This is a genomic window from Pseudomonas sp. 06C 126 (assembly GCF_001855215.1).
In the GTDB taxonomy this organism is placed as follows: Bacteria; Pseudomonadota; Gammaproteobacteria; order Pseudomonadales; family Pseudomonadaceae; genus Aquipseudomonas; species Aquipseudomonas proteolytica.
Genome location: NZ_MIFU01000140.1, coordinates 77,632 through 102,643, shown reverse-complemented (window position 1 = coordinate 102,643; position 25,012 = coordinate 77,632). Strand labels below are relative to the sequence as shown.

At 61.6% G+C, this 25,012-nt stretch carries 28 protein-coding genes; 16 read left to right on the top strand and 12 right to left on the bottom strand.

Annotation, left to right across the window (positions count from 1 at the left end):
* The first annotated feature begins 26 nt into the window (after nucleotides 1–26).
* Entirely contained in the window at nucleotides 27–434 is a 408-nt protein-coding gene (locus tag BHC62_RS25760; RefSeq protein ID WP_029290059.1) for an SMI1/KNR4 family protein, read from the top strand.
* 55 nt (nucleotides 435–489) lie between these two features.
* Here BHC62_RS25760 and BHC62_RS25755 read toward each other — a convergent pair whose 3' ends face one another.
* The gene (locus BHC62_RS25755) at nucleotides 490–2,253 is read right to left on the bottom strand and encodes a cation:proton antiporter (RefSeq protein WP_029290060.1); all 1,764 of its coding nucleotides are present in this window, start codon (nucleotides 2,251–2,253) and stop codon (nucleotides 490–492) included.
* A gap of 292 nt (nucleotides 2,254–2,545) precedes the next feature.
* Between BHC62_RS25755 and BHC62_RS25750 the strand changes: the two genes are divergently transcribed.
* Nucleotides 2,546–3,028, top strand: coding sequence for an acyl-CoA thioesterase (locus BHC62_RS25750; RefSeq protein WP_029290061.1), 483 nt, complete (start codon nucleotides 2,546–2,548; stop codon nucleotides 3,026–3,028).
* Between the two features lie 114 nt (nucleotides 3,029–3,142).
* Here BHC62_RS25750 and pdxY read toward each other — a convergent pair whose 3' ends face one another.
* Nucleotides 3,143–4,015, bottom strand: coding sequence for a pyridoxal kinase PdxY (gene pdxY, locus BHC62_RS25745; protein ID WP_032856675.1), 873 nt, complete (start codon nucleotides 4,013–4,015; stop codon nucleotides 3,143–3,145).
* 115 nt (nucleotides 4,016–4,130) lie between these two features.
* Here pdxY and BHC62_RS25740 point away from each other — a divergent pair, with 115 nt between their 5' ends.
* A complete protein-coding gene (locus tag BHC62_RS25740) occupies nucleotides 4,131–4,523 on the top strand; it encodes a DUF3301 domain-containing protein (RefSeq protein ID WP_029290064.1) in 393 nt (130 codons plus the stop codon).
* Here the strand turns inward: BHC62_RS25740 and BHC62_RS25735 are convergent.
* The 4 genes from BHC62_RS25735 to dksA are packed head-to-tail and all read right to left on the bottom strand — an operon-like array spanning nucleotide 4,517 to nucleotide 7,808.
* Complete coding sequence (locus BHC62_RS25735) at nucleotides 4,517–5,479, bottom strand: GTP-binding protein (RefSeq protein ID WP_070996652.1); 963 nt, start codon at nucleotides 5,477–5,479, stop codon at nucleotides 4,517–4,519. The genes BHC62_RS25740 and BHC62_RS25735 overlap by 7 nt on opposite strands.
* Before the next feature lie 45 nt (nucleotides 5,480–5,524).
* Entirely contained in the window at nucleotides 5,525–6,169 is a 645-nt protein-coding gene (locus tag BHC62_RS25730) for a DUF1826 domain-containing protein (RefSeq protein WP_029290068.1), read from the bottom strand.
* Nucleotides 6,169–7,377: a zinc metallochaperone GTPase ZigA gene (zigA, locus tag BHC62_RS25725; protein ID WP_070996650.1), complete on the bottom strand. Its 1,209-nt coding sequence runs from the start codon at nucleotides 7,375–7,377 to the stop codon at nucleotides 6,169–6,171. The genes BHC62_RS25730 and zigA overlap by 1 nt, the downstream gene beginning before the upstream one ends.
* Before the next feature lie 26 nt (nucleotides 7,378–7,403).
* On the bottom strand, nucleotides 7,404–7,808 hold the full coding sequence (gene dksA / locus BHC62_RS25720) for an RNA polymerase-binding protein DksA (RefSeq protein ID WP_070996648.1): 405 nt from the start codon (nucleotides 7,806–7,808) through the stop codon (nucleotides 7,404–7,406).
* 126 nt (nucleotides 7,809–7,934) lie between these two features.
* Between dksA and BHC62_RS25715 the strand changes: the two genes are divergently transcribed.
* Nucleotides 7,935–8,303 (top strand): glutamine synthetase, encoded by a 369-nt coding sequence (locus BHC62_RS25715; RefSeq protein ID WP_070996647.1) that lies wholly within the window; start codon nucleotides 7,935–7,937, stop codon nucleotides 8,301–8,303.
* Here the strand turns inward: BHC62_RS25715 and BHC62_RS25710 are convergent.
* Nucleotides 8,300–9,475 (bottom strand): N-acetylmuramoyl-L-alanine amidase, encoded by a 1,176-nt coding sequence (locus BHC62_RS25710; RefSeq protein ID WP_070996645.1) that lies wholly within the window; start codon nucleotides 9,473–9,475, stop codon nucleotides 8,300–8,302. The two genes, BHC62_RS25715 and BHC62_RS25710, sit on opposite strands and share 4 nt — an antisense overlap.
* An 81-nt stretch (nucleotides 9,476–9,556) precedes the next feature.
* Here BHC62_RS25710 and folE2 point away from each other — a divergent pair, with 81 nt between their 5' ends.
* Genes folE2 through BHC62_RS25675 form a run of 7 tightly spaced genes read left to right on the top strand, consistent with a single transcriptional unit; the run spans nucleotide 9,557 to nucleotide 15,193 of the window.
* Complete coding sequence (gene folE2 / locus BHC62_RS25705; RefSeq protein WP_070996643.1) at nucleotides 9,557–10,453, top strand: GTP cyclohydrolase FolE2; 897 nt, start codon at nucleotides 9,557–9,559, stop codon at nucleotides 10,451–10,453.
* Nucleotides 10,450–11,118, top strand: coding sequence for a metal ABC transporter ATP-binding protein (locus tag BHC62_RS25700; protein WP_070996642.1), 669 nt, complete (start codon nucleotides 10,450–10,452; stop codon nucleotides 11,116–11,118). Before folE2 ends, BHC62_RS25700 begins: the two co-directional genes overlap by 4 nt.
* On the top strand, nucleotides 11,118–11,984 hold the full coding sequence (locus tag BHC62_RS25695; RefSeq protein WP_029290082.1) for a metal ABC transporter permease: 867 nt from the start codon (nucleotides 11,118–11,120) through the stop codon (nucleotides 11,982–11,984). Before BHC62_RS25700 ends, BHC62_RS25695 begins: the two co-directional genes overlap by 1 nt.
* A gap of 11 nt (nucleotides 11,985–11,995) precedes the next feature.
* On the top strand, nucleotides 11,996–12,874 hold the full coding sequence (locus BHC62_RS25690) for a metal ABC transporter substrate-binding protein (RefSeq protein WP_029290084.1): 879 nt from the start codon (nucleotides 11,996–11,998) through the stop codon (nucleotides 12,872–12,874).
* Nucleotides 12,871–13,296, top strand: a complete 426-nt coding sequence (hisI, locus tag BHC62_RS25685; RefSeq protein ID WP_070996640.1) for a phosphoribosyl-AMP cyclohydrolase — start codon at nucleotides 12,871–12,873, stop codon at nucleotides 13,294–13,296. Before BHC62_RS25690 ends, hisI begins: the two co-directional genes overlap by 4 nt.
* Nucleotides 13,293–13,853: a DapH/DapD/GlmU-related protein gene (locus BHC62_RS25680; protein ID WP_029290088.1), complete on the top strand. Its 561-nt coding sequence runs from the start codon at nucleotides 13,293–13,295 to the stop codon at nucleotides 13,851–13,853. The genes hisI and BHC62_RS25680 overlap by 4 nt, the downstream gene beginning before the upstream one ends.
* Before the next feature lie 2 nt (nucleotides 13,854–13,855).
* Nucleotides 13,856–15,193, top strand: coding sequence for a dihydroorotase (locus BHC62_RS25675; RefSeq protein ID WP_070996638.1), 1,338 nt, complete (start codon nucleotides 13,856–13,858; stop codon nucleotides 15,191–15,193).
* Between the two features lie 42 nt (nucleotides 15,194–15,235).
* Here the strand turns inward: BHC62_RS25675 and BHC62_RS25670 are convergent, their stop codons facing one another.
* Nucleotides 15,236–15,757 (bottom strand): DUF3617 domain-containing protein, encoded by a 522-nt coding sequence (locus BHC62_RS25670; protein ID WP_070996636.1) that lies wholly within the window; start codon nucleotides 15,755–15,757, stop codon nucleotides 15,236–15,238.
* A 130-nt stretch (nucleotides 15,758–15,887) separates the two neighbouring features.
* Here BHC62_RS25670 and cls point away from each other — a divergent pair, with 130 nt between their 5' ends.
* Nucleotides 15,888–17,327 carry a cardiolipin synthase gene (gene cls, locus BHC62_RS25665; protein ID WP_070996635.1) on the top strand — a complete coding sequence of 480 codons (1,440 nt, stop codon included), beginning with the start codon at nucleotides 15,888–15,890 and terminating at the stop codon, nucleotides 17,325–17,327.
* 147 nt (nucleotides 17,328–17,474) lie between these two features.
* Here cls and cfaB read toward each other — a convergent pair whose 3' ends face one another.
* From cfaB to BHC62_RS25645, 4 genes are all read right to left on the bottom strand, one after another.
* Complete coding sequence (gene cfaB / locus BHC62_RS25660) at nucleotides 17,475–18,659, bottom strand: C17 cyclopropane fatty acid synthase CfaB (protein WP_029290095.1); 1,185 nt, start codon at nucleotides 18,657–18,659, stop codon at nucleotides 17,475–17,477.
* 86 nt (nucleotides 18,660–18,745) lie between these two features.
* A complete protein-coding gene (locus tag BHC62_RS25655; protein ID WP_029290097.1) occupies nucleotides 18,746–19,528 on the bottom strand; it encodes a DNA-binding domain-containing protein in 783 nt (260 codons plus the stop codon).
* Nucleotides 19,519–20,364: a DUF692 domain-containing protein gene (locus tag BHC62_RS25650; protein WP_029290099.1), complete on the bottom strand. Its 846-nt coding sequence runs from the start codon at nucleotides 20,362–20,364 to the stop codon at nucleotides 19,519–19,521. Before BHC62_RS25650 ends, BHC62_RS25655 begins: the two co-directional genes overlap by 10 nt.
* A gap of 62 nt (nucleotides 20,365–20,426) precedes the next feature.
* Nucleotides 20,427–20,681, bottom strand: a complete 255-nt coding sequence (locus tag BHC62_RS25645; RefSeq protein ID WP_029290101.1) for a membrane protein — start codon at nucleotides 20,679–20,681, stop codon at nucleotides 20,427–20,429.
* Between the two features lie 203 nt (nucleotides 20,682–20,884).
* Here BHC62_RS25645 and BHC62_RS25640 point away from each other — a divergent pair, with 203 nt between their 5' ends.
* The 4 genes from BHC62_RS25640 to BHC62_RS25625 are packed head-to-tail and all read left to right on the top strand — an operon-like array spanning nucleotide 20,885 to nucleotide 25,007.
* The gene (locus BHC62_RS25640) at nucleotides 20,885–21,508 is read left to right on the top strand and encodes a CDP-alcohol phosphatidyltransferase family protein (RefSeq protein WP_029290103.1); all 624 of its coding nucleotides are present in this window, start codon (nucleotides 20,885–20,887) and stop codon (nucleotides 21,506–21,508) included.
* 10 nt (nucleotides 21,509–21,518) lie between these two features.
* Nucleotides 21,519–23,273: a bifunctional alpha/beta hydrolase/class I SAM-dependent methyltransferase gene (locus BHC62_RS25635; RefSeq protein WP_070996633.1), complete on the top strand. Its 1,755-nt coding sequence runs from the start codon at nucleotides 21,519–21,521 to the stop codon at nucleotides 23,271–23,273.
* A gap of 2 nt (nucleotides 23,274–23,275) precedes the next feature.
* Nucleotides 23,276–24,574 (top strand): phosphatase PAP2/dual specificity phosphatase family protein, encoded by a 1,299-nt coding sequence (locus tag BHC62_RS25630; RefSeq protein ID WP_070996631.1) that lies wholly within the window; start codon nucleotides 23,276–23,278, stop codon nucleotides 24,572–24,574.
* The gene (locus tag BHC62_RS25625) at nucleotides 24,564–25,007 is read left to right on the top strand and encodes a hypothetical protein (RefSeq protein WP_029290110.1); all 444 of its coding nucleotides are present in this window, start codon (nucleotides 24,564–24,566) and stop codon (nucleotides 25,005–25,007) included. The genes BHC62_RS25630 and BHC62_RS25625 overlap by 11 nt, the downstream gene beginning before the upstream one ends.
* Nucleotides 25,008–25,012: the final 5 nt, after the last annotated feature.

Sequence of the window (25,012 nt, the reverse complement as noted above, 5' to 3'; positions counted from 1 at the left end):
CGCCATCTAGCATGAGGATCCCGGCCGTGGAAGAAGTTATCGAACAATTGCGTGAAGCCAACGAACCGGTACCGGTTCCTCTGGAACTGCCCGACGAAGACCAGTTGGTGGAAGTCGAAGAACAGCTGTTTATCAACATCCCGTTTGTGTTCAAGGAATTCCTGCTGACCGTCAGCGATGTGGTGTACGGCAGCCTGGAGCCGGTGACCATCACCGACCCACAGTCCCACACCTATCTGCCGGAAGTCGCGGCCAATGCCTGGGATATCGGCGTGCCTCGCGAGCTGATCCCGATCTGCCAGGACGGTGACGATTACTACTGCGTCGAAGAAGACGGCACGGTAGTGCTGTGGTCCGGCGAAGAAGAGCTGGTCACCGAAGAGTCCTGGGAATCGGTGTGGCACTGGGCGCGGGACGTCTGGCTAGAAAGCTGATCTCACAAACCCTGCGTACGGCTCCTACGGTGAGTCGTTCGCCAGAGGGGGGTGCTCAGTGCTCCGGGGTGTCCTTGTGGTTATCCAGGGTCTCCAGCAAGGCCACTTGCATGCGCGTATGTATGCGGATGAACCAGCGCCAGAGCACTGCGGCCACCGCAGCCGTGACCACGGCAATCAACACCAGCAGCTTGTTGGTCGGCAGGATACTGGCCGACAAGGCCGCCAATAGCAGGAAGATCACCAGCAGCGAGAGGATCGGGATCAGTTCGGCAATCACCCGCCGCACGCGCTGGGTATGACGCCCGGCCATTTCCGGCTTCACGCTCATCTCCGCCAGCAACATCGACAGCGCCTTGAGCTTGCGGTACGCGGCGATCAAAAATGGCAGCGACAGCAACAATGCACCGCCCCAGATCAATGCCTTCTGCCAACTCGGATCACTGATCCAGCCTTCCAGATACCCGCCAATTCGTGCCGCGAAGAAACTACCGGTAAAGAAAATCGCCACCACCAGTGCCAGGTTCACCCCTACCTGCAGGATGATCTTGCGGATCATCGACGCCAGCATCGCGCCCTCGCCTTGGGGCGAAATACTGCGCAGCCATTCGCCATACATGCCAAACACCCGGCTCAGGCGCTGCGGCATCACCGCTGCGATCTTCAATGACAACGGGTCGGCGCCACGGATCAGGTACGGCGTCAGCAGCGTGGTAATCGCGGAAACCGCCACCGCCACCGGGTAAAGAAAGTCGCTGGTGACCTGCAAGGTCATCCCAAGCGCCGCAATGATGAAAGAAAATTCGCCAATTTGTGACAGGCCCATCCCGACCCGCAACGAAGTCCGGCCGTCATTACCGGCGATAAACGCGCCAAGGCCACAGGACAGCATCTTGCCCAGCACCACGGCTACGGTAATGACCGCAATCGGCCAGGCGTATTGCAGCAGGATCTGCGGGTCGATCATCAAGCCGATCGCCACGAAGAAAATCGCGCTGAACATGTCGCGAACCGGCTCGATCAGACGCTCGATTTTCAGCAGCTGCCGGGATTCGGCCATGATCGCGCCGATCAGGAAGGCGCCCAGCACCATGCTGTATTCGAGCTTGACCACCAGCAGGCAAAAACCGAAACACAGGCCCAAAACGGTGATCAGCAGCATCTCGTTGCTTTCAAATTTGGCCACGTAGGCCAGCAGCCGAGGCACCAGCAGAATGCCGATCACCAGGGCCACGATCATGAACAGCGAGAGCTTGCCCACCGTGGAAAACACCTCGCCGGAGCTGACCGTGCCGCTGACGGCGATGCTCGACAACAAGGCGATGATGCCGATACCGAGGATGTCTTCGACGATCAGCACGCCAAAGATCAGTTGGGCAAAGCGCTGGTTTTTCATCTTCAGGTCGTTGAGCGCCTTGACGATGATGGTGGTCGAGGAAATCGCCAGGATCGCGCCGAGGAACAGCGAGTCCATGGTGTTCCAGTCGAACCATTGGCCAATTTCGTAGCCAATCCAGATCATCAGGATGATTTCCATGAAGGCCGCGATAAACGCCGTGGCACCCACCTTGAACAGCTTGCGCAGGCTGAACTCCAGGCCCAGGCAGAACATCAGGAAGATCACCCCCAGCTCGGCCAGGGTCTTGATGGTGTCCTCATCGTGGATCAGCCCGAAGGGCGGCGTGTGCGGGCCAATGATGAAGCCGGCGACGATGTACCCCAGGACGACCGGCTGCTTGAGACGATGGAACAGGATAGTCACCACCCCCGCCACGAGCATGATCACGGCCAAGTCCTGGATAAAGCTGATGGCGTGCATGGCGAGGGGCTCCTTGAGGGTACTGGCACTGTCCCGATTTCCACGCGGCCGCTACAACGGCGCGAAATGTGCGGAAGGAAAAGTCTGCCTTAATCGTAAGAAATGCCCTTGAAATGGGCTTTTCAAGGGTAACACCGCGACTTCCGGCAGAAAGCCGGTGCAATATATGGAAACAGATCGCCTTGGGCGTGACGGCAAACCCCGTCCCGGCGTCCCGTAAGGGATGGCGCTGTAATGATTCCAGCATCCGCAGAGGTGCCCCCCAACCAATGCCTACAACCGTGAGTGTGCTATGGAACCCGGAAACGCCCAGCTGTCGATGACGGTATTGATGACCCCTGACATGGCCAACTTCTCAGGCAATGTCCACGGCGGCACCCTGCTCAAGTACCTCGACGAAGTGGCCTACGCCTGCGCCAGCCGTTATGCCGGGCGCTATGTAGTCACGCTGTCGGTGGACCAGGTGATTTTTCGCGAGCCGATCCATGTCGGCGAGTTGGTGACGTTCCTGGCGTCGGTCAACTACACCGGCAACACTTCGATGGAAGTGGGGATCAAGGTGGTCACCGAGAACATCCGCGAGCGTTCGGTACGCCACACCAACAGTTGCTTCTTCACCATGGTCGCGGTCGACGACGACCGCAAACCGGCCGCCGTGCCGGCGTTGCAGCCACAGAACAGCGAAGACAAGCGCCGGTTTATCCAGGGCAAACAGCGCCGGCAGATCCGCCAGGAGCTGGAGAAGCGCTACCAGGAGATCAAGGCTGACGTGTAAACCCAATCAAAATGTGGGAGCGGGCTTGCTCGCGAAGACGGTGGATCAGTCAATACATGTGCTGACTGGTACAGCGTCTTCGCGAGCAAGCCCGCACACATTGGGTGGGTGGTGTTAGAGGCTGATCGGCGTGGCTTCGAAACGTACGCGCGGGTGGGCGATGCGGTCCTGGGCCCGCACCAATTCCAACTCGTAACTGGCGCACGCCTGGGTTTCCAGCAGGACTTCGTGAACAGCCGCCGCGGTGAACTCAAAGGCCGCCAGCAGGCTGTCGCCCAGCAGCACCCGCGCCAGGAACAACCCTGAGGTCAAGTCGCCCACTCCCACCGGCTGGCGCGGGAATGCCAGCAGCGGCCGACGCAGGTGCCAGCTGCCTTCGGCGGTCACCAGCAGCATCTCGAAACCGTCCGCCAGCTTGCCCGGGTAGTCCAGGTGCTTGACCAAAACCGCTTTGGGCCCTCGCGCCAGCAGGGCCCGCGCCATCCCCAGGCAATCGAACAGCGACTGCGGTTTACGCCCGGAAAAACTGTCCAGCTCCAATTGGTTGGGGCACAGGAAGTCGGCCATGGCCACCGCTTCGTCCAGCAGAAAATCACTGACTTCCTGGGGCACGATGCAGCCTTTTTCCGGATGGCCCATCACCGGGTCACACAGATACAGCGCCTTGGGGTTGATCGCCTTGATACGTGCCACGCCGGTCAGGATCGCCCGGCCCTGGGCGGCGCTGCCCAGGTAGCCGGACAGCACGGCATCACAGTTGCCCAGTTCGCCAATCGCCGCGATCCCCTCTACCAGCGCAGGAATTTGCTGCGGCGCCAACACTTCTCCCGCCCACTGACCATACTGGGTATGGTTGGAGAACTGCACGGTGTTGAGCGGCCAGACATTCACCCCAACCCGCTGCATGGGAAACACGGCGGCGCTGTTGCCGGCATGGCCAAAGACCACGTGGGACTGGATCGCAAGCAGATGAGGCGTACGTTTCATGCGGGGACTTCCGTAAAACCGTTAAATTCTGGCCGCGCAGTATGCGACTAAAAGCAGCCTGTACGACAGACCAGAGACACAGTTAAGCTGGCCTTACTTTGTTGGAGCAAATCGCATGCTGACCCTGGGAAATATCTTTGTGCTGATGTTGCTGGCGGCGGCTGCCGCCTGGGTGTGGCACAACCACGGCCTGCGCGAGCGGGCGTTGGAGAGGGTCAAACAGCATTGCGCCAAGCTCGATATCGAACTGCTCGACGGCGCCGTGGCTTTGAAACGCATCGGTTTCGTCAAGGACGCCAACGGCCGTCGGCGTTTGGCGCGGGTCTACAACTTCGAGTTCACCGTGACCGGCGAAGCCCGCCATCCCGGGACCATCACCCAGTTTGGTGCCCACAGTGCGCAGATCGAACTGGCGCCCTACCCGTTTGAAATAAAGACGCCACCGCCCAGTGCCGAAGTGATTGAACTGAGCCAGTGGCGTCAGGAGCACAGCAAGACCCGTCACTGACGGCAATTGGCCAAGGCTGTTTGCAGCATCGCCGCGTCCTGTTGCTCACTGAAAATCAGCTCGATACGTGAGTCCCGGCGCCATTCGCTGGGCTGCCAGGTGAGTGTGGAGTTATCCACAGCGTTGGCCGAGAACCAGCCATCGGCACTGTGGATAACCAATTTGGCGCGCTGCCAGTCCAGGCTCTCCAGCCATTGCCGGACTTTGCAGGTGTCGAACTGCTGGCTCGGATGCCAGCGCCAACCAATGCTCCACGCACCCGCCTGGGCCTGGTGCAGGCAAATCGGTACGCAGGGATCGCTCCAGACGGCCGGAATCTGCCCCAGCCCCTTGGGTGTCTCGAAGTTATCCACAGCCGCCCGCGCCTGAGCATTAAGGCCCGGCAGCCGGGCCAATGGCAGTTGCGCCTGTCGGGTCCAGAAAACCTCGCAAGCCGGCAGCGAACTTTCAATCTCACCGCGCTGTACGGCATCCAACCCTTCATCCTTGTTCAGCACCAGCAGCCCGGCACTGGCCAGAGCTTCACGCTGGGACTCGGGCAACGGCCTGCCTGCCGCCAAAGCCTGGCCGTCGAGTACCAGCACGCAAGGCTGGACGGCCAGCACGGTTTGCCAAGGCGCCTGGCGCAACTGCTCAAGCAATTGCGCCGGATGGCCAAGCCCCGAGGGCTCGATAAACAGCCGGTCAGGCTTGGCCTTACGCAACAATCGACCCAGGCCTACCTGGAACGGCGCGCCATTCACACAACACAAGCAGCCGCCGGCCACCTCACCGAGGGCAATGCCGTCGTCATCCTGGGTCAGCAGTGCGGCATCCAGGCCAATCTGCCCGAACTCATTGATCAACACCGCCCAACGCTCATTGGATGGGCGCTGGGCGAGCAGGTGCTTGATCAGGCTGGTCTTGCCTGCCCCCAAAGGGCCGGCAATCACATGGGTGGGAATGTTCTGCAGCATCGTGGACATTATTCAGGCCGTGTAGAGACGCTTGATCCTACCCGGTTATGCCAACCAATCCAGCGTCAGAATCAGCCGCCGTTCGTTGGCGGCCAACGCCGGCGAGCGATGAATCAAGCCGTAGCCTTCATTGCCGCGCCACTTTTCGCCCTTGAGCAGGGCGACTTCGCCACAGTGGATCTGCTCGATGCGCTCGCTGGGTTCCGCGTCTGCCTGGCTCAACTGGCGGCGGTCCATCACCCCTTCGCGCAGCCACTGACTACCGATGCCGGCATAGGTGGTGATCAGGCGCACGGGTACGTGATCGACATGAAAACGCGGGCACATGGCCTTGTCCAGCAGCCTCAGCCGCACACCGATGCGCTTGGCCCCCAACAGGCAGGCAAAGGCGCTGACCAGCCATGCCACATCGGCGATAAACCCGTCGTAACCTTCAAGGTCACGACAGCCTGCGGCCAGGCCCAGCAAGTTGGGCTCAGCTTCTTCGCTGTCCAACTCCACCACCAGCGACTCGGCAAGCGGCTCGTTCAGCGAGACCAGCAAGGCGCCAAACTCGGCGATATGCAGCGGCAACTGGCGTTGCCACAGCGCCAGGTTGACGCCGTTGTCCAGGATGTCGGCTAGCGCCAGCGGGGTTTCCCCACGGGTCTGGCGAATGACCGGACGCAGTTGAATCACAGGTGCCAGCATCAGGCGGCTGCCTCCTCGTACCAAGGGCCAAAAGGATCGACCAGCAGGCGCCAACCATCGACGCCCAGGGCCATTTCATCGTCGGTCAGCAGGCACCCATCCAGTTCAGCGCGCAGTTGCGCAAAATCGATGTTCTGCCCGATAAACACCAGTTCCTGGCGGCAGTCGCCGGTGCTCAGTTGCCAGTTGCCCATGATCGCCGCGACGCTTTCCTGGTCTTCGGGCCACTGGCTCTTGGGCACAAAGCGCCACCACCGACCGGCAAAACCATGGCGCATCAGGCCACCGGCCTGGGACCAACTGCCGGCATCGCGATGCTTGCTGGCCAGCCAGAAAAAACCCTTGGAGCGCAGCAACTTGCCGTTGCTCCACGGGCGGTCGATAAAGTCGAAAAAGCGCTGGGGATGGAATGGCCGACGCGCCCGATAGGCCGTGGAGGCAATGCCATATTCCTCGGTCTCCGGCACATGCTCGCCGCGCAACTCCTGCAACCAGCCCGGCGCCTGGGCCGCGCGCTCGAAGTCAAAACGCCCGGTATTGAGGATCTCGGCCAGCGGCACCTCGCCCATCACCATGGGAATGATGCGTGCCTGGGCATTCAGGCGTTCGAGGATGGCCACCAGTTCTTCACGTTCGTGGCTGCTGATCAGGTCGATTTTGCTGACAAGGATGACGTCGGCAAACTCGATCTGTTCGATCAGCAGGTCGGTGATGGAGCGCTCGTCGTCCTCACCCAGGGTTTCGCCCCGGGACGCCAGGCTTTCAGCGGCCTGGTAATCGAGCAGGAAGTTCATGCCGTCGACCACAGTGACCATGGTGTCGAGCCGTGCGATATCCGCCAGGCTCTGGCCGTTCTCATCGCGAAAAGTGAAGGTTTCCGCCACCGGCAGCGGCTCGGAAATGCCGGTGGATTCGATCAGCAGGTAATCGAACCGCCCTTCCTTGGCGAGCTTTCCTACTTCGATCAGCAAGTCTTCGCGCAACGTGCAGCAGATGCAGCCGTTGCTCATCTCCACCAGCTTTTCTTCGGCGCGATTGAGGCTGACGTCACGCTGGACAGCGGCCCCATCGATGTTGATTTCGCTCATATCGTTGACGATCACCGCCACCCGCAGGTTTTCGCGGTTGCGCAGGACGTAATTGAGCAGCGTGCTTTTACCGGCGCCGAGAAATCCGGACAGCACAGTAACGGGTAGTCGGTCGGTCATCAGGTGTTCCTCATCAGGTTGGCCGGTCAAATCGCCCGTTGATGGCGTTCGCGCAGCTCTTCACGTTCTTTGGCTTCAATACACAGGGTGGCCGTGGGCCGCAGCAACAGGCGCTTGAGGCCAATCGCCTCGCCCGTCTCGCGGCACCAGCCGTATTCACCGCGAGCGAGGTGCTCGAGGGCTTCATCAATCTTGTCCAGCAGCTTCTTTTCCCGCTCCAGCAGGCGTAGTTGCCAGTGGCGTTGTTCTTCGGCGCTGCCGACATCGGCGGGGTCGCTATTGGGCTCCTGCTCGCGCAGCACCATGAACTCGGCATCGATGCGCGTTTGCAGGTCAGAGCGCTGGGCCAACAACAGCTCACGGAAGAAGGTTTGCTGGGCCTCATTCATATACTCGGCGGGCGGCTGGGCGAGCAGGTCTTGTTCAGTCATGGGGGCGATTCACGGGTCAGGCTGTTTTTTGATGTTATAGTATAACAATACAAATAAGCCAATCCCCTCTTGCCCGCCACGACGAAGGGCGCAATCCTTGAGCCCGTCCATTCCCCGAGAAACCTTATGAGATATGTGTTGTGCGGCGTGTTGCTGCTGGTTGCGAGCCAGGCCAGTGCCCAAGTGTCCAACGCCCTGGCCACCTGCACGCGCAGCGCCACCCTGTTGGCCTGCATTGATGCCCAGGGCAATGCCTACAGTGCCGCGACCGTAGGCAACACCACGTATTTGCGCGGGTTCGAGGTAGACGGCAAACGCTACTGGGCGCAGACCAACAGCCGCTATGGCCAGTTGACGTTCTTCACCGGGCTGGCCTCCGATGGCGAGGCGTGGGTCGGCTATACGCGGCGCGTGGGCTGGACCACGATCAACCGGTTTTCCAGCTCCGGCGGTTCCAGCGCCAAGTTCACTTGTAGCCGGATCAGCGGTTGCTAGGCCTGGCCTTTTTGCTGCTCCTGAGCCCAGGCCATATAGCTGTTGATCGGTGGATTCTTCTGGAAGTAACGCTGCAATCCCTCAAACAGGCCATCCGCGATTGCCTGTTGATGGCGCGCAGTAACCAGCCGCTGGCTGTCGCGGACGTTGGAGATAAAGCCCGTCTCCACCAGGATCGACGGCACGTCCGGCGACTTGAGCACCGCAAACCCCGCCTGCTCCACCCGCTTTTGATGCAGCGTGGTGATACCCGCCAGGCTGCCCAGCACGGCATTGCCTAGTTGCAGGCTGGCGGCCAGGGTGGCGCTCATCGACATATCAAGAATGACCCCGGCGAGCATCGGGTCCTTGTCCTTGAGGTTGAGCAGGCTGGTGGCGCCCAATAGATCTGCGCCATTTTCCCGCTGCGCCATGAAGCGCGCGGTCGCCGAGGTGGCGCCGCCTTCGGACAAGGCATACACCGAAGCCCCTGACGCGGTCAGTCGCGGCGCCGCATCTGCGTGGACCGAAATAAACATATCGGCCTTGTAGCGCCGGGCGATCTGCACCCGTTTGCGCAGCGGCACGAAGAAGTCATCGTTGCGGACCAGCTTCACGGTAAAGCCCTTCTCGCGTTTGAGCCGCTTGGCCAGCAACTGCGAGATAGCCAGCACCACGTCTTTTTCCCGCTCACCCTTTGCCCCAACCGCGCCGGGGTCCTTGCCACCGTGACCAGGGTCGACCACGACGATAATGTCGCGCTTGGGATGCGCCTTCTCCACCGGTGCTTGGCGGGCGCCGCTGCTCAGGTCCAACACCAGGCGATGCCCCTGCCCATCCTGCGGCGGCAGGACAAAACTGTTGAGCTGCATCGGTTGAGCCAGATCGAGAACGATCCGTGTCCCGCCCGCATTCAGACGCCCTGAGCGAATCGCAGTAATGCCAGTGTTGGCCAATGCCAATTGGCTGAAATCCCCGCTCAGGCCTGCGCCGCTCAAGTCGATGATCAGCCGCTCGGGCGCGTTCAGGGAAAAGGTGCTGTAGCTCACCGCACCACTGAGGTCGAACACCAGTCGCAGCTTGTCGTTGGAGCGCCACAGGCGCGCATTGCGAATCTGCGTCGCATGCACCGCAAAAGGCAAAGTAAACACGGAGCTGGCCAGCAGCAGGCTTAGGAGTTGACGTCTGTGCATGACACTCACCGCAGAAAAATAATCGTCGATCTAATTGTTATACTATAACATGTCGCTTTATATCCAACGATGGACCTGCTTATGAATGCGCTGACTCTGCCGGATATCGCCGCGCAGGCTTCTCGCCAAGCCTTGCCACTCGACTGGGTGGGCATGTGTGGCATTGCCCTGCCAATCCTGATCGACGGCCAACGTTTGAGCGCCAAGGCCGATGCAGGAGTAAGCCTGGACGATGGCGAAGCGCGCGGCATTCATATGTCGCGCTTATACCTGGCGCTGGAAATGCTTGAGTCACAAGACCTGCAACCAGCGTTGCTGCGTCAGGTGCTCCAGCGTTTTCTCGATAGCCATGAAGGCCTGTCGAGCAGCGCGTACCTGCGGATTCATACCGACTTGTTGCTCAAACGTCCTGCGCTGGTCAGCCCGCTCGCCGGCTGGAAGAGCTATCCAGTGAGCATCGAAGCGCGCCTGGAAAAGCAGATGTTCCACGTGGAACTAAAAATTGACGTTACTTATTCCTCAACCTGCCCTTGCTCGGCTGCCCTCGCCAGGCAGTTGATTCAGCAGCAATTTATCGATGACTTTGCCAACACAACGCTGCAACACGAAGATGTGCTGGCCTGGCTTGGCAGCGCCAAAGGGATCATCGCCACGCCGCACAGCCAGCGCAGCACTGCGCAATTGTTGGTGGCTCTGCAAGCTGGGCAACCCACGCTGCCACTGACTGAGTTGATCGACCACGCCGAAGCCGCCCTCGGCACCGCCGTGCAGACCGCCGTCAAACGTGCCGATGAGCAAGCCTTCGCCTTGGCCAACGGCCAGAACCTGATGTTCTGCGAAGACGCCGCCCGCCGCCTGAACCTGGCGCTGCAACGCTCGATCGCGGTGCAAGCCTTTCACGTCAAAGTCATCCACGCCGAAAGCCTGCACGCCCACGACGCCGTGGCCGAAACCCGTTGGACGAGGGCTACCACGTGATCCGCTGCAATGCCCTGCGCTGGGGCGCACCAGGCCAACCGCTGACGCCGGCCATTGATATCGAACTGGGCAAAGGCAGCCTGACCGCTGTTATCGGCGCTAACGGGTCGGGTAAAAGCAGTTTGTTGAAAGTCATCGCCGGCCTGCAAAAGCCCCTGGCCGGCAAGGTCACCCTGGATGTTCCACGGCGCGGCGGCCTGTCATACCTGGCGCAGCAGCAACACCTGGACCGACAATTCCCCATCAGCCTGCAAGAGCTGGTGGCCGCAGGTCTATGGGGCACCCAACACTCCCAGCAGCAACGCAACCAGCGCTTGCAAACGGTACTGCAAGACTGGTGCCTCAGCGGTCTTGAGCTGCGCCCCTTGATGGCCCTGTCCGGTGGCGAGTTGCAACGCGCCCTGCTCGCCCGTCTCAGCCTGGCCCAAGCGCCTGTGTTGTTGCTGGATGAACCCCACGCCGCACTCGATGAACAAGGCCAGGCACTGCTGTGGAAACATATCCACGCCTGGCATGCCGAAGGCCGCACCTTGGTGGTGGTCTGCCATGACTTGGCCGCGGTGCGCCAACACCTGCCGCAAGCACTGCACATCAAAAGCAGCGGCTGCGTGCTCGCACCCAGCACACAGTTGATCCTTCAGCAGCCGCAGATGCAGGTCGCCTGATGCACCTCGCCGCCCAACTGTGGATGCCCTTCAACGACTTCGTGTTTATGCGTCGCGCCCTGCTCGGTGGCCTGCTGCTGGCGTGTAGCACGGCGCCGTTAGGGGTGTTCCTGATCCTGCGGCGTATGAGTCTGATCGGCGATGCCGTGGCCCACGGCATCCTGCCCGGCGCCGCACTGGGCTTCTGGTTTGCCGGCCTGAGCCTGCCGGCACTGACCCTCGGCGGTCTCGGCGCCGGCTTGGGCATGGCCGGCCTCGCCGCGTGGATCACCCGCCGCACCGGCCTGCGCGAAGACGCCAGCCTGGCTGCGATCTACCCGATTTCCCTGGCGGCCGGTGTGCTGATCCTCGGCCTGGCCGGCAAGCGCCTGGACCTGCTGCACCTGCTGTTCGGCTCGGCGCTGGCGGTAGACGGCCCGACATTGACCGGCATGGTGTGGGTGTCCGGTTTCAGCCTAATCGCCATGGCGCTGATCTACCGGTTGCTGGTGCTGGACACCCTCGACCCGCTATTCCTGCAAACCGTCAGCCGCCTCGGGCCTTTGGCCCATGGGGTGTTCCTGACCCTGGTCGTGCTGAACCTGGTGATTGGTTTCCAGGCCATCGGCGCCTTGATGGTGGTCGGCCTGATGATGTTGCCCGCGGCGGCGTCACGCTTCTGGAGCCGGCGGCTGCCGAGGTTGATTGCAGTCTCGGCCGTGCTGGGATGCCTGTCGGTATGGCTCGGGCTGTTGCTGTCGTTCTACTACTCGCTGCCCAGCGGCCCGGCGATTGTCCTGGTCGCTGGCGGCTTGTACCTGCTGTCCGTGGTGCTGGGGCCGGTACATGGCTTGCTGCGCCGCCCGCCCTTGCTTACATCCCAATGAGGTGTTTTCCGATGCGCGCTCTACTCGTGCTGTTCAGCGTCCTGCTCCCGCTGTCGTTCGCGACCGCACAGGACAAGCTCCAGGTGGTCACCAGCTTCAGCATTCTCGCCGACATAACCCAGCAGGTCGGCGGGGAGCATATCCAGCTCAGCAATATGGTCGGCCCCGACGCCGATGCCCATACCTACGAGCCGTCCCCGGACGATGCCAAGGCGCTGCTCAAGGCCCGTGTCATCATCAAGAACGGCCTGGGCTTCGAGCCGTGGCTGGATCGCCTGATTACCAGTACCGAGACCCAGGCGACAGTGGTCAACGCCAGCAAAGGCGTGATCGCTCGCACGCTGGAGGAAGACGGCGAGAAGATCCCTGATCCCCATGCCTGGCATAACCTGGCCAACGCCGAAATCTACGTCAGCAACATCACCCAGGCGTTGATCACTGCCGACCCGGCCAACAAGGCCGACTATCAACACAACAGCCAGGCATACCTGCAGAAAATCTACCGCCTGCTGGCCGAAGCCAAGGCCAAGTTTGCCGCGCTGCCTGCGGGCAATCGACGCATCGTCACCTCCCACGACGCCTTCGGCTACCTGGGCCAGGCCTACGGTATCGACTTCATGGCGCCCCAGGGTTTGTCCACCGAGCGCGAACCCTCGGCGGCCGAAGTCGCCGCGTTGATCACGCAGATCCGCCAGGCCCACGTCAAAGCGGTGTTTATGGAAAACATCAAGGACGCGCGCCTGCTCAAGCAGATTGCCGTGGAAAGCGGCGCCCATATCGGCGGCACGTTGTACTCCGATGCACTGGCTGCCAAAGGCCCGGCCAGTACTTTTACCGGGTTGTTTGAATACAACCTCAACACTTTGTACAACGCCTTGGGCACCCCATGACACTGTCGATGCTCGAGCTGGAAGCCGCGCCCATCGGCAGCCGCTTCCCCCTGGCCCACGTACTGGATGCCTTACCGTGGAACCGCGACGGCCTGATCGCGGCCATCACCCAGCAACAGCGCAGCGGTGAGGTATTGATGCTGGCCTGGATGAACCGCCAGGCCCTCGATGAAACCCTCGCCAGCGGCCGCGTCTGCTACTGGTCACGCTCGCGCCAGCGATTGTGGCGCAAGGGCGAAAGCTCAGGGCACATCCAACAGTTGATCGAAGCGCGCCTGGATTGCGATGGCGATGCCGTACTCCTGATCGTCGATCAACAAGGCCCGGCCTGCCACACCGGGCGCCCGACCTGTTTTTACAACGCGATTGAACACGACCAGGTGCATATCCTCACCGCACCCCTCAAGGAACCCGCAGCATGATCCGCAAGAACCCTTCCGGCGATCTGCCGGTCATCGCCGAGTCGGCCTACGTCGATAAAACCGCAATCATCTGCGGCAAAGTGATCATCGGCGAAAACGTATTTGTCGGCCCCTATGCGGTGATCCGCGCCGATGAAGTCGACGCCACCGGCGACATGGACCCGATCACCATCGGCGCCAACTCCAATATCCAGGACGGCGTGGTGATCCACTCCAAATCCGGCGCGGCGGTAACCATCGGCGAGTTCACTTCCATCGCCCACCGCTCGATTGTCCACGGCCCCTGCACCGTCGGCGACCGCGTGTTTATCGGCTTCAACAGCGTGCTGTTCAACTGTGTGGTGGGCGATGGCTGTGTGGTGCGGCACAACTCGGTGGTTGATGGCCGTGATTTGCCCGCTGCGTTCTATGTGCCCTCCACCACGCGCATTGGCCCCAACACCGACTTGTCGCAGTTCCCGCCAGTGAGCGTCAGCGCCTCGGAGTTTTCCGAAGACGTGGCGCGCACCAATGTCGACCTGGTGCGCGGCTACAAAGCCCTGCAAAACGAGTTCTGAACATGAGCCGCCTGCTGATCCGCAATGCCCGCCTGGTGAACGAAGGGCGAGAATTCGACGCCGACTTGCTGGTCGCCAACGGCCGTATCGAAAAAATCGCCAGCAGTCTCCAGGGGCAAACCGCCGACATCGAGATTGATGCCCAAGGCCAATGGCTGCTGCCGGGCATGATCGACGACCAAGTGCACTTTCGCGAACCCGGCGCCCCGGACAAAGGCAGTTTCTACAGCGAATCGCGCGCGGCGGTGGCCGGCGGCATCACCAGTTTCATGGACATGCCCAACACCCAGCCCGCAACCCTGACCCTGGAAGCACTGGCAGACAAGAAGCGCCGCGCGGCGCTGCACTCGGTGGCCAACTATGGGTTTCACTTTGGCGTCAGCAACGACAACCTCGACACCGTGGCTGCCCTGGATCCCCGGCAGGTCGCCGGGGTCAAGGTGTTCATGGGTGCCTCCACCGGCAATATGCTGGTGGATGACCCAAGGGTTCTGGAGCGCCTGTTTGCCGAGGTACCGACGATTCTCCTGGCACACTGCGAGCACACGCCCAGCATCCAGGCCAACGAACAGCGGCTGCGCGATCGCTTCGGCGAGCAGATCCCCGCGGTGGCCCACCCGCTGATCCGCGACGCCCAAGCGTGTTATCGCTCCTCATCCCTGGCCGTGGAACTGGCGCGCCGCCACAACACCCGTCTGCACGTGCTGCACCTGACCAGTGCCCGGGAGCTGTCGTTGTTCGAAGACAAGCCGCTGGCAGAAAAACGCATCACCGCCGAAGTGTGCCTGCATCACCTGCTGTTCGATGACCGTGACTACGCGCGCCTGGGCCATCAGATCAAATGCAACCCGGCGATCAAGACCCGCGCCGACCGGGATGCCCTGCGCCTGGCACTGCTGAGTAATCGGCTGGATGTGATCGGCACCGACCACGCACCGCATACCTGGGAGCAAAAACAGCGGCCGTACCGTGAGGCGCCGGCGGGGTTACCCCTGGTGCAGCATGCGCTGCCAGCCTTGCTGGAATTGGTGGCTGACGGGCTGCTGCCATTGACTGTGCTCGTGGCGAAAACCAGCCATCGCGTGGCCGACCTGTTCGCCATTCCTGACCGGGGTTATCTACGCGAGGGCTACTGGGCCGACCTGGTACTGATCAGACCCGAACCCGAAGGCATGCCGGTAAGCAGCCAGCCGATTCTCGCCCGTTGCGGCTGGACACCGTTTGCCGAGCGCAGCTTTCGCCACAGTGTGAGTACCACGTTGGTGTCAGGGCATTTGGCTTGGCATGACGGTCAGGTGATCAACAGTTGCCAGGGGTTGCCCCTGCACTTCTTGCGCTGACCAAATGTGTAGGAGCCGGCTTGCCGACTCCTACAGGGGGCTTCAAGCGCGCGGTTTTACCGTGCCGCAGTCGCTGCCCAACCATTGGGCCTGAGTATCGAGGCTGCCGTTCTGCTGGATACCGGTAGCGTTGAAGGTGCCGTTGACTGAGGTGGTGAATGCCTTCTGGCTCTGGAATGTGGCCACGCCAGAGCCTTGGGCTTTCGGGCAACTGAAACGGAATTTCCACTGGTTGCCAGTCTTGTCGGTCACCTCTTGCTTGCAACCCGATTGCGGGTCGGTCAGCGGGATGGCGTCGGAGGCCACCTGGGCCGGCGTCAGGCACACCTGCACGCCTTTGCCGGCCATGGTAATGCCTTGTTTTTCCAGCATGGCGCGCTGTTCCGGGGTCATCTGTTGCTTCAGTTGACCGAGGATCAACGACAAATCCGGCAGGTTCTGGTTATCGACTTTCATGTTGCTGGTGGTCAGTTCCCACAAGCCCGGCGCCAACATCTGCGCCTGCGCCGCCACCGGCAGCGTCAAACCAACAACCATGGCCAAACCAAGCAGACGAGCATTCATCGGGTAACTCCTGGGTAATTGTCGGCGTTAGACGTCGCAAAGCGGTCGGCGTTGCACGCTCAATAAAATAGCGACAATCGCTGCCGAACATGGTCTGTTACGCATTGGATTGTCAGGAGTAATGTTGTCCATGGATTTCTTCGGCCCGCACTTGCTCGGCTACTTCATCGCCACCCTGCATTTTCTCGGTTCCCTCGCCGCCCTGCACGCGGTGCTGACCGTGCGCACCGCCCAAGGCTCGATTGCCTGGGCGCTGTCGCTGATGTTCATGCCTTACCTGACGCTGATCCCATACCTGATCTTTGGCCGCAGCAGCTTCGATGCCTACATCCAGGCCCGTCGCCAGGCCAACCAGGAAATGCACAAGGCAATCACCGAGCTCAACTGGCGCCCCTGGGTCGAAGAAGCCCTGGCCGCGCGCAACTCCCATGCCTATGCCTCCCTGCGCGCCATGCCCAAGCTGGGACGCATGCCGTGCCTGGCCAACAACCAAGTGCGTTTACTGGTCAATGGCGATGCAACCTTCAACGCCATCTTCGACGCCATCCGCGCCGCCAAGACGGCCGTACTGGTGCAGTTCTTCATCATTCATGACGATGAACTCGGGCGCCGGTTGCATGACCTGCTCAAGGCCAAGGCCGCCGAAGGCGTGGCCATCTACGTGCTGTATGACCGTATCGGCAGCCACTCCCTGCCCCACCGCTATGTGCAATCGCTGCGCGACGCCGGGGTGCAGATCAAGGCGTTTGCCACCCGCAGCGGCTGGTTCAATCGCTTCCAGGTGAATTTCCGCAACCATCGAAAAATTGTCGTGGTCGATGGCCTGACCGGTTTTGTCGGCGGGCATAACGTCGGCGATGAATACTTGGGTAAGAAACCCCCGCTCGCCCCCTGGCGCGACACCCATGTGCAAGTCAGCGGCCCGGTGGTGGCCTGCCTGCAGGAGTCGTTTGCCGAAGACTGGTTCTGGGCCGCGCGCGAGCTGCCACCACTGATCCTGCCCGACACCTATGCCGATGACGGCGTGCTCTGCCAATTGCTGGCGAGCGGCCCGGCGGACCCGTATGAAACCTGCTCGCTGTTTTTCGTTGAAGCGATTCATGCAGCGACTGAGCGGGTGTGGATCACCAGCCCGTACTTCATCCCCGACGAAGCGGTATTCGCCGCGCTGCGCCTGGCGGTGTTGCGTGGCGTGGACGTGCGCCTGCTGCTGCCGTCACGCCCCGACCACCGTATTGTCTACGCCGCATCCAGCCTGTACGCGATTGAAGCAGTACGCGCCGGGGTCCGGGTGTTCCGCTACAAGCCGGGCTTTTTGCATCAGAAAGTGGTGCTGGTAGACCGCGAAATCACTGCCATCGGCAGTGCGAACCTGGACAACCGTTCGTTCCGCCTCAACTTTGAAGTGATGTTGCTCACGGTCGATGCAGCCTTCGCCAGCGAAGTGGAACATATGCTGCTGGACGACTTTGCCCAGGCCCACGAAACCAGCCAGGAAGAAAGCCAACAGACGCGCCGCCTGCAGCAATTGGGCATGCGCGTGGCGCGCCTGATTTCCCCGATCCTTTAGCCAGCACCAAACCAAATGTAGGAGCTGGCTTGCCTGCGATGCAGACTCCGCGTTCTTTCAGCTACCGCGCGGTGATGCAATCGCAGGCAAGCCAGCTCCCACACAAGCTCAGCTCCCGCATTCAGTCTTTCAGAGGGGGCAACAGTCTCAGCGGTAGAGATCTTCCCGCGTCCACGGCAACTCATGGCTGCCATCCGCATGGGGTTTGACCGCCAGGATCTGGTGCAGGTTGATCCAGCCTCGGGCAAACGCATACGCGCAACCCGCCAGGTACAGGCGCCAGATGCGCAATGCCTGGGCCGGCACCATTTTCGCCGCCGCTTCCAGGTTGTCTTCCAGGCGCTCGCTCCAGTGATCCAGGGTGCGCGCGTAATGCAAGCGCAGGCTTTCCACGTCGACCACTTCCAGGCCGACTTCGCTGATTTCGGCGCTGATCATCACCAGGTGCGGCAGTTCGCCATTGGGGAACACGTAACGCTCGATAAAATCCCCCGCACCACGCCCCACCGGGCGGCCATCGGTATGTTTGGCGGTGATGCCATGGTTGAGCACCAGGCCACCTTCGCGCACGGCGCCGAACAAGGTCTGGCAGTACTGCGCCAGGTTGGCGTGGCCGACGTGTTCGAACATGCCGACGCTGACCACTTTGTCGAACCGCCCGTCCTGGGGCAGGTCGCGGTAGTCGAGCAACGCCAACTCCACTTGGTCCTCCAAGCCCTCGGCGACCACTCGCTCCCTGGCCAATGCCAGTTGTTCCTTGCTCAGGGTAATACCGAACACCTTGACCCCGAACTCACGCGCCGCATAACGCGCCAGCCCGCCCCAGCCACAACCGACATCCAGCAGATACTCCCCAGGCTGCAGGCGCAGCTTGCGGCACAGGTGGCGGAATTTGTCTTGTTGGGCCTGGTCGAGGGACTCGCTGCCGGTCTCGAAATAACCGCAGGAATAGGCCATGTCACGGTCCAGCCACAGCTGGTAAAACTCGTTCGACAGGTCGTAGTGGTAAGAAATCGCGGCGGCATCCGTGGCCTTGTCGTGGATCGAGCGCACCGGTCCGGCCTGCTCATCGTCGTCGATCAGCGCGTGGCTCAATTCGTCACATACCCGGATTACATCGCTGATGGAGCCTTCGAGCTCCAGTTTGCCTTCGACGAAGGCAGCGCCCAGGGAGTCGAGCGTGGGATGGGTCAGTTGCGTCACCATCACCGGGTCCTTGACCACAATCGTGACGCTGGGCTCCGGGCCCAGGTTGAACTCATGGCCATCCCAGAGTCGCAGACGCAGCGGTAGCTGAAGATTCTGTAAGGCCGGTGGAAGTTGCGCGAGCATGAGTAGTCCCCCCTTGTTTCAGACGTCTGAAATGAGGGTAGACCATCCATAAAAAAGTAGCTGGCTATCGATTCAATAGCCGCCTTCTATGGTGCTCGACGTTGCAGCAAACCGTCCTCAACCCACTGTTTCAACCACGTAACAGCTTGCAGCGGCGCGCCCTCTTGATAAGTGACTGCCAATTCGGCGCACAGTTCTGAAAAAGTCCAACCCTGATCGGCCATCCCGGCCAAGGCGTACGCCTCGGTAGGCTCCAGGCTGCGGTAGCGACACACCTGCTGGTCACGCCAGATCAGGCATACCTCGGCCTGCTGCAACGCAACGCTGCCGGGAAACGCTGCCTGCGCCTTGACCGCACGCCAGATCTGCAGGCTGTTGAAGCGGCACAACACCTGCTGCACCGACGGCCCCCACTCGACCTGCAACGATGGCCAGGCCTCGGGTGCCAGCCGAGCCATGTCTTCCAGGGCCAGCGGCTGGCCCGCAGGCGCATCAAACGCCAGGGTAAACGCCCATTCCAGGCGTGCCAGCTCGGCCAACGGTGCACTTTGTGCGGCAACCAGGTACTCGCCGATAAAACCTTCAAACCGCTGCCCCAGCCAACGCAAGCTGAAATGCGCCGAGGGATAACGCTGTACATAAGCGGCCACCAGCCCGGCAAATTCATCATCCCCCAGCCAATGCCACACGGTCGGAAAATCCCCCTGCATCACTTCCAGCAAACGGGCCCGATAAGCGTTGTGGTAGATCGCAAGGCCAGTGTCCACGTCCAGGGTCGGGCCACCGATCAAGGTGCTGGCAAAACCGCCCTCGTCGGCGTCTGCCAATAGATGACGTTCAAATGCCAGTTGCCAATCGATCAGGCGCATAGCGACCTCCGGGCCAAGGCGCCAGCCCCCAACTCACGGGCCTTGGCCAATTCATCGAGTAGCTCGGCAAACGGCGGGAAATGGTCATCGCGCTCCAGTAGCGTCGCTACCGGGCCCAAGTGTTCCAGGGTCTGTTGAAACAACTGCCACACCGGATCGCAAACCGGATGGTCATGGGTATCGACCACATAGTCGCCATAGTCCATATGCCCGGCCAAATGCAGCTGGCGGATACTCTGCGGCGGCAGGTTGCGAATAAAGGTCCAGGCATCGAAACCGTGATTGCGCGAGCTGACATACACGTTGTTGATGTCCAGCAGCAGTTCGCAACCACTGAGGTGGCTCAAGGCGTTGAGGAATTCCCATTCGGTAAAGTCATCGGCCTTTGAGCGCACATAGCTGGAGACATTCTCCAGCACCAGCGGGCGCTGCAGCACATCCTGCACCTGCCGCACGCGGGCGGCGACGTGGTAGAGGCTTTCCTCGGTGTAGGGCAGCGGCAACAAATCATGCAGTTGATGGGCGTTGCCACGGCTCCAGCACAGATGGTCGGAGACCCACGCCGGCTTGACCCGGTCGGCCAATTGCTTGAGTTGCTTGAGGTAGTCCATATCGAGGGCATGGGGCCCGCCGATGGACAGGGAGACGCCATGCATCACCAGCGGATAGCGCTCGGCGATGGCGTCCAGGTAGTACAAGGCCTTGCCGCCCTGGACCAGATAATTCTCGGAGACGATCTCGAACCAGTCCACCTGCGGCGACTGCTCGATGATCTGCTGATAGTAAACGCTGCGTAGCCCCAGGCCGTAGCCCAGGCAAGGAACCGATACCGACATGACGAACTCCTGGAAAGTGTCCGCAGCGACGTGCACACCGCTGCAGGATCACGTACTCGCGGTTATTCGCCGACTTTGCCGCCAGCCGCATCACAAGCAGCCTGGGTCATCGCCTTGAAACCGTGCCCCTTGCACACGGCCTGGCCTTTACAGGCGTTTTCAGCAGTCTTGCAGTCGTTCATGCCTTTGCAGGAGGTCACGCCATAGCAATGCACGTTCGCTTCATCGGCCGCCTGGACCTGGGTCGCGACACCGGCAAACATCGTGGCGGCAGCAATGGCCAGGGCAGCACCGGAAACGGCGTTCTTGAAGTTCATTGTGGTATTCCTCATAGGTCTGTAGGGCGTCGGCTGAACGGTTTGTCCAGTCCCGACACAGCACTAGAGTGAGGTGCCTGATGGGCGTTACAGCGTGATCGACATTTTTATGTGCTGCCGGCGGGCACTAGTGCCCACGGCGATTTATCGTCACACTCGCACCAGCTTTTTCGCGGGATCACGGACAAGGAAGCGTCACTCTCATGATTTCGATCTATCAGCTCAAACCGCGTTTTCAGAACCTGCTGCGGCCCCTGGTCCAGCGCCTGTACGACAACGGCACCACCGCCAACCAGATCACCGTGCTGGCGGGAATCGTGTCGCTGCTGGTGGGCCTGCTGGTGGCGGGTTTCGCCGAGCATGCGTGGGTGTTCGTGTTGATCCCGCTGTGGATGATCCTGCGCATGGCCCTCAATGCCATCGACGGCATGCTCGCCCGGGAGTACGGTCAACAGTCGCGCCTGGGCGCCTACCTCAACGAACTGTGCGATGTGATCGCCGACAGCGCATTGATCCTGCCGTTCGCGCTGATCCCCGGGGTCGGCCTGGCGCCGGTGCTACTGGTGACACTGCTGGCGGTGTTCAGTGAATACGCTGGCGTACTTGGGCCGATGGTCGGCGCATCGCGGCGTTATGACGGGCCGATGGGCAAGAGTGATCGGGCGTTCGTTCTCGGCGTACTGGCCACTGGCGTAGCCCTGGGTTGGCTCGGCGCCGGCTGGGTGGATGGCGTGATGTGGCTGGTGGCTGCATTGCTCGCCTACACCCTGGTCAATCGAGTGCGCCAGGGCCTCAAAGAACAACAAGAAACCCCTCCGACGGCATAAGGATCTTGCGATGCGCGAACAGCAACAGCACACCTTCAGCACCCATGACGGCGTAGCGCTTTTCTATCGGCACTGGCCCGCGACCACCGCGACCGGGCCTGAGCCACGCCAGGCGATCCTGCTGTTCCATCGGGGCCACGAGCATTCCGGGCGCATCGCGCACCTGGTGGATGAGCTGGACCTGCCGCACTTTGATTTCTTCGCCTGGGACGCCCGTGGCCACGGCCAATCCCCCGGCGAACGTGGCGACAGCCCCAGCTTTGCCACCAGCGCACGGGACGTGCAGACCTTCTGCGACCATATCGGCGCAACCTATGGCATTGAGCCCGCCAACCTCGCCGTCATTGCCCAAAGCGTCGGCGCGGTGATCGCCGCCACCTGGGTCCATGACTACGCCCCCAACATCCGCGCCCTGGTGCTTGCCTCCCCGGCATTCAAGGTCAAGCTCTACGTGCCCTTCGCTCGGCCAGGCCTGGCGTTGATGCGACGCTTTCGCGGCAACTTTTTCGTCAACAGCTACGTCAAGGCCACGTTCCTCAGCCATGACCCCGAGCGCGTCGCGTCCTACGACACAGACCCGCTGATCACCAAGGCGATCTCGGTGAATGTGCTGCTGGGCCTGTACGAAGCGGCCGACCGCGTAGTCGCCGATGCCCAGGCGATCCAAGTGCCGACCCAACTGCTGATCTCTGGCTCGGACTTCGTGGTGCATCGCAAACCCCAGCAACAGTTCTTCGAGCGCCTGGGCAGCCTGAAAAAAGAACTGCATATCCTGCCCGGTTTTTTCCACGACACCCTCGGCGAGCGTGACCGCGCCGTGGCACTGGCCAGCGCCAGGCGTTTTATCCTGCAAAACTTCGAACACCCGCTGGACCGCGCCAGCCTGCTGGATGCCGACAAGATCGGCGCGACCTGCGCCGAATCCGAATCCCTTGCCGCGCCGCTGCCGCGCAACTCGCTACGTGACCTGTACTGGCGCATGACCCGCGCCAGCATGGGCCTGGGCCGCCAGTTGTCCGAGGGCGTGAAGCTTGGCTTCGACACCGGTTTCGATTCCGGCAGTACCCTGGATTATGTCTATCGCAACAAGCCCACCGGCAAAGGTGCGCTGGGGCGGATGATCGACACCAACTACCTGAACTCCATCGGCTGGCGCGGGATTCGCCAGCGCAAACTGCATGTCGAAGAATTGCTGCGCCTGGCCATGGTCAAGCTGCGGGATGACGGGCGCGAAGTGCGCATCGTCGACATCGCCGCGGGGCATGGTCGGTACATTCTGGAAGCCTTGCAGGGCGTTTCTCCACTGCCGGAATCGATCCTGTTGCGCGACTACAGCGATATCAATGTGCGCGACGGTGGCGCGCTGATCCGCGAGAAAGGCCTGGGAGATATTGCGCAGTTCGTCAAAGGTGATGCCTTCGACCGGGCCGACCTGGCGGCGCTGGCACCCAAGCCGACACTGGCGGTGGTGTCCGGGCTGTACGAGCTGTTTGCCGATAACGCCATGGTCGGTGGCTCCCTCGCCGGCCTGGCCGAGGCCGTGGAGCCCGGTGGCTACCTGGTGTACACCGGCCAACCGTGGCACCCGCAACTGGAGCTGATCGCCCGCGCCCTCACCAGCCATCGCCAGGGGCAGGCCTGGGTGATGCGCCGCCGCAGCCAGGCGGAAATGGATCAACTGGTGGAGGCGGCGGGCTTTCGCAAGATCACCCAGCGCGTGGATGAATGGGGCATCTTCAGCGTCTCGCTGGCGCAGAAGATCTGAGCATGCGCGAACCGGGACTGTTCAAACCAGCTCTGCTGTGGCTGCTGCTGTTGGCACCGCTGTTTTTCAGCACCTACGGCTTTGCTACCTGGGTGACCAGCCAGCGCAGCGACGTCGGCACACTGGTATTCGCCTGGGAAACCCTTATTCCATTCTGGGCCTGGACCATCGTGCCCTACTGGTCGATCGACCTGCTCTATGGTTTCTCCCTGCTGCTGCCCAACAGTCGCCATGAGCTCAAGCAACATGCCCTGCGCCTGCTGAGTGCTCAGGTGATTGCGGTGAGCTGCTTCCTGCTCTGGCCGTTGCGCTTCACCTTTGAGCGCCCGGAAATGGACGGCGTGTTCGGTTGGCTGTTCGCCGTGCTGGCGGGGTTTGATAAGCCGTTCAACCAGGCGCCTTCGCTGCATATCGCCCTGCTGGTGATCCTGTGGGTGATGTACCAGCGGCATAGCCAAGACCTGTGGCGCTGGCTGGTGCATGGCTGGTTCGCGCTGATCGGCATTTCGGTGTTGACCACTTACCAACATCACTTTATCGACTTACCCACAGGCGTCCTGGCCGGCTGGCTGTGCGTGTGGCTATGGCCGGTAGATCATCCAAGCCCGCTGTTGAATGCGCGCCTGGCCAAAGATCCGAAACGTTGGCGCCTGGGTTTGCGCTACGCCGTGGGCGCCCTGCTGCTGGCGACAGCGGCCTTTACGGGGGGCGGCGCCTGGCTATGGCTGTGGTGGCCGGCCGTCGCGGTGTTGCTAGTGGCGCTCAATTATTGGCTGCTGGGTGCCGCAGGCTTTCAGAAGCGCGCCGATGGCCGGCTCAGCCCGGCGGCCCGCTGGCTGTACGCGCCTTATCTCGCGGCCGCGTGGCTCAACTCGCGGCTATGGACGCGCAAACACCCGCAACCCGATTTGATTGTGGATAACGTATGGCTGGGGCGAATTCCGACGACAGCCCAGTTGGGTTCATTCAACGCCGTGGTCGATCTGTGTGCCGAACTGCCGGTTTATCCACAAGGTCGCGCTTACCATGCCCTGCCCGTCCTCGACCTCACCGCCCCCACACCTGCGCAGTGCCTGGAAGCCGCCCAAGCCATTGAACGCTTGCGCGAACACGGGCCCTTGCTGGTGTGCTGCGCCCTCGGCTACTCCCGCAGCGCCAGTGCCGTGGCGGCATGGCTGCTGCACAGCGGGCGCGCCAGCACCGTGGATGAGGCAGTGGCTATTATTCGTACAGCACGACCGGATGTGGTCCTGCATGCCAATCACCGTCAAGCCTTGGGAGATCTGCCGTATGCCCGCTGATATGCAACTCCAGGTGGTCGCCAGCCTGCTGCGGCGTGGCCGCTCGCTGGATCAGTTATCCACAGGCCTGACCTTGCTCGGGGTGCTGTTTGGCCTGGCGCAACTGTTGATGGTCAGTATCACGCCGATCTGCCTGCTGCTCAGCCTGTGGATGATTATCCTTGGGCTGCTGCAAAAGTATTGGGCGCTGCGGGTGGCGTTCGATGCCGATCTGTTTGCGCTGATGGCCAAGGACATAGAGCGCACCGGCGAACTGGACCAGAGCCTGCAAACCCTGGGCTTGCAACCGGCCAACCGCGCCAGCCGACCCTGGACCGAGCGCCAGCGCGGCGCCCTCAAATTGCTGCGCAAACAGGCTTACCTGCTGGGCGCGCAAGTATTACTGACATTGGCCGTCATCCTGGCCAGCCCGTGGCTGCCCTTCGCCGGATAAGGAAT

Bases quoted from the DNA above. Each gene is read 5' to 3' on its own strand.
- BHC62_RS25630 (WP_070996631.1), top strand. From the start codon at position 23,276: ATGCGCGAACCGGGACTGTTCAAACCAGCTCTGCTGTGGCTGCTGCTG.
- BHC62_RS25655 (WP_029290097.1), bottom strand. From the start codon at position 19,528: ATGCGCCTGATCGATTGGCAACTGGCATTTGAACGTCATCTATTGGCA.
- BHC62_RS25680 (WP_029290088.1), top strand. From the start codon at position 13,293: ATGATCCGCAAGAACCCTTCCGGCGATCTGCCGGTCATCGCCGAGTCG.
- BHC62_RS25755 (WP_029290060.1), bottom strand. From the start codon at position 2,253: ATGCACGCCATCAGCTTTATCCAGGACTTGGCCGTGATCATGCTCGTG.
- BHC62_RS25675 (WP_070996638.1), top strand. From the start codon at position 13,856: ATGAGCCGCCTGCTGATCCGCAATGCCCGCCTGGTGAACGAAGGGCGA.
- BHC62_RS25715 (WP_070996647.1), top strand. From the start codon at position 7,935: ATGAGATATGTGTTGTGCGGCGTGTTGCTGCTGGTTGCGAGCCAGGCC.
- BHC62_RS25710 (WP_070996645.1), bottom strand. From the start codon at position 9,475: ATGCACAGACGTCAACTCCTAAGCCTGCTGCTGGCCAGCTCCGTGTTT.
- BHC62_RS25735 (WP_070996652.1), bottom strand. From the start codon at position 5,479: ATGCTGCAGAACATTCCCACCCATGTGATTGCCGGCCCTTTGGGGGCA.
- BHC62_RS25645 (WP_029290101.1), bottom strand. From the start codon at position 20,681: ATGAACTTCAAGAACGCCGTTTCCGGTGCTGCCCTGGCCATTGCTGCC.
- BHC62_RS25690 (WP_029290084.1), top strand. From the start codon at position 11,996: ATGCGCGCTCTACTCGTGCTGTTCAGCGTCCTGCTCCCGCTGTCGTTC.
- BHC62_RS25650 (WP_029290099.1), bottom strand. From the start codon at position 20,364: ATGTCGGTATCGGTTCCTTGCCTGGGCTACGGCCTGGGGCTACGCAGC.
- BHC62_RS25670 (WP_070996636.1), bottom strand. From the start codon at position 15,757: ATGAATGCTCGTCTGCTTGGTTTGGCCATGGTTGTTGGTTTGACGCTG.
- BHC62_RS25750 (WP_029290061.1), top strand. From the start codon at position 2,546: ATGGAACCCGGAAACGCCCAGCTGTCGATGACGGTATTGATGACCCCT.
- BHC62_RS25635 (WP_070996633.1), top strand. From the start codon at position 21,519: ATGCGCGAACAGCAACAGCACACCTTCAGCACCCATGACGGCGTAGCG.
- zigA (WP_070996650.1), bottom strand. From the start codon at position 7,377: ATGACCGACCGACTACCCGTTACTGTGCTGTCCGGATTTCTCGGCGCC.
- BHC62_RS25740 (WP_029290064.1), top strand. From the start codon at position 4,131: ATGCTGACCCTGGGAAATATCTTTGTGCTGATGTTGCTGGCGGCGGCT.
- hisI (WP_070996640.1), top strand. From the start codon at position 12,871: ATGACACTGTCGATGCTCGAGCTGGAAGCCGCGCCCATCGGCAGCCGC.
- dksA (WP_070996648.1), bottom strand. From the start codon at position 7,808: ATGACTGAACAAGACCTGCTCGCCCAGCCGCCCGCCGAGTATATGAAT.
- pdxY (WP_032856675.1), bottom strand. From the start codon at position 4,015: ATGAAACGTACGCCTCATCTGCTTGCGATCCAGTCCCACGTGGTCTTT.
- folE2 (WP_070996643.1), top strand. From the start codon at position 9,557: ATGAATGCGCTGACTCTGCCGGATATCGCCGCGCAGGCTTCTCGCCAA.
- BHC62_RS25730 (WP_029290068.1), bottom strand. From the start codon at position 6,169: ATGCTGGCACCTGTGATTCAACTGCGTCCGGTCATTCGCCAGACCCGT.
- cls (WP_070996635.1), top strand. From the start codon at position 15,888: ATGGATTTCTTCGGCCCGCACTTGCTCGGCTACTTCATCGCCACCCTG.
- BHC62_RS25625 (WP_029290110.1), top strand. From the start codon at position 24,564: ATGCCCGCTGATATGCAACTCCAGGTGGTCGCCAGCCTGCTGCGGCGT.
- BHC62_RS25640 (WP_029290103.1), top strand. From the start codon at position 20,885: ATGATTTCGATCTATCAGCTCAAACCGCGTTTTCAGAACCTGCTGCGG.
- cfaB (WP_029290095.1), bottom strand. From the start codon at position 18,659: ATGCTCGCGCAACTTCCACCGGCCTTACAGAATCTTCAGCTACCGCTG.
- BHC62_RS25695 (WP_029290082.1), top strand. From the start codon at position 11,118: ATGCACCTCGCCGCCCAACTGTGGATGCCCTTCAACGACTTCGTGTTT.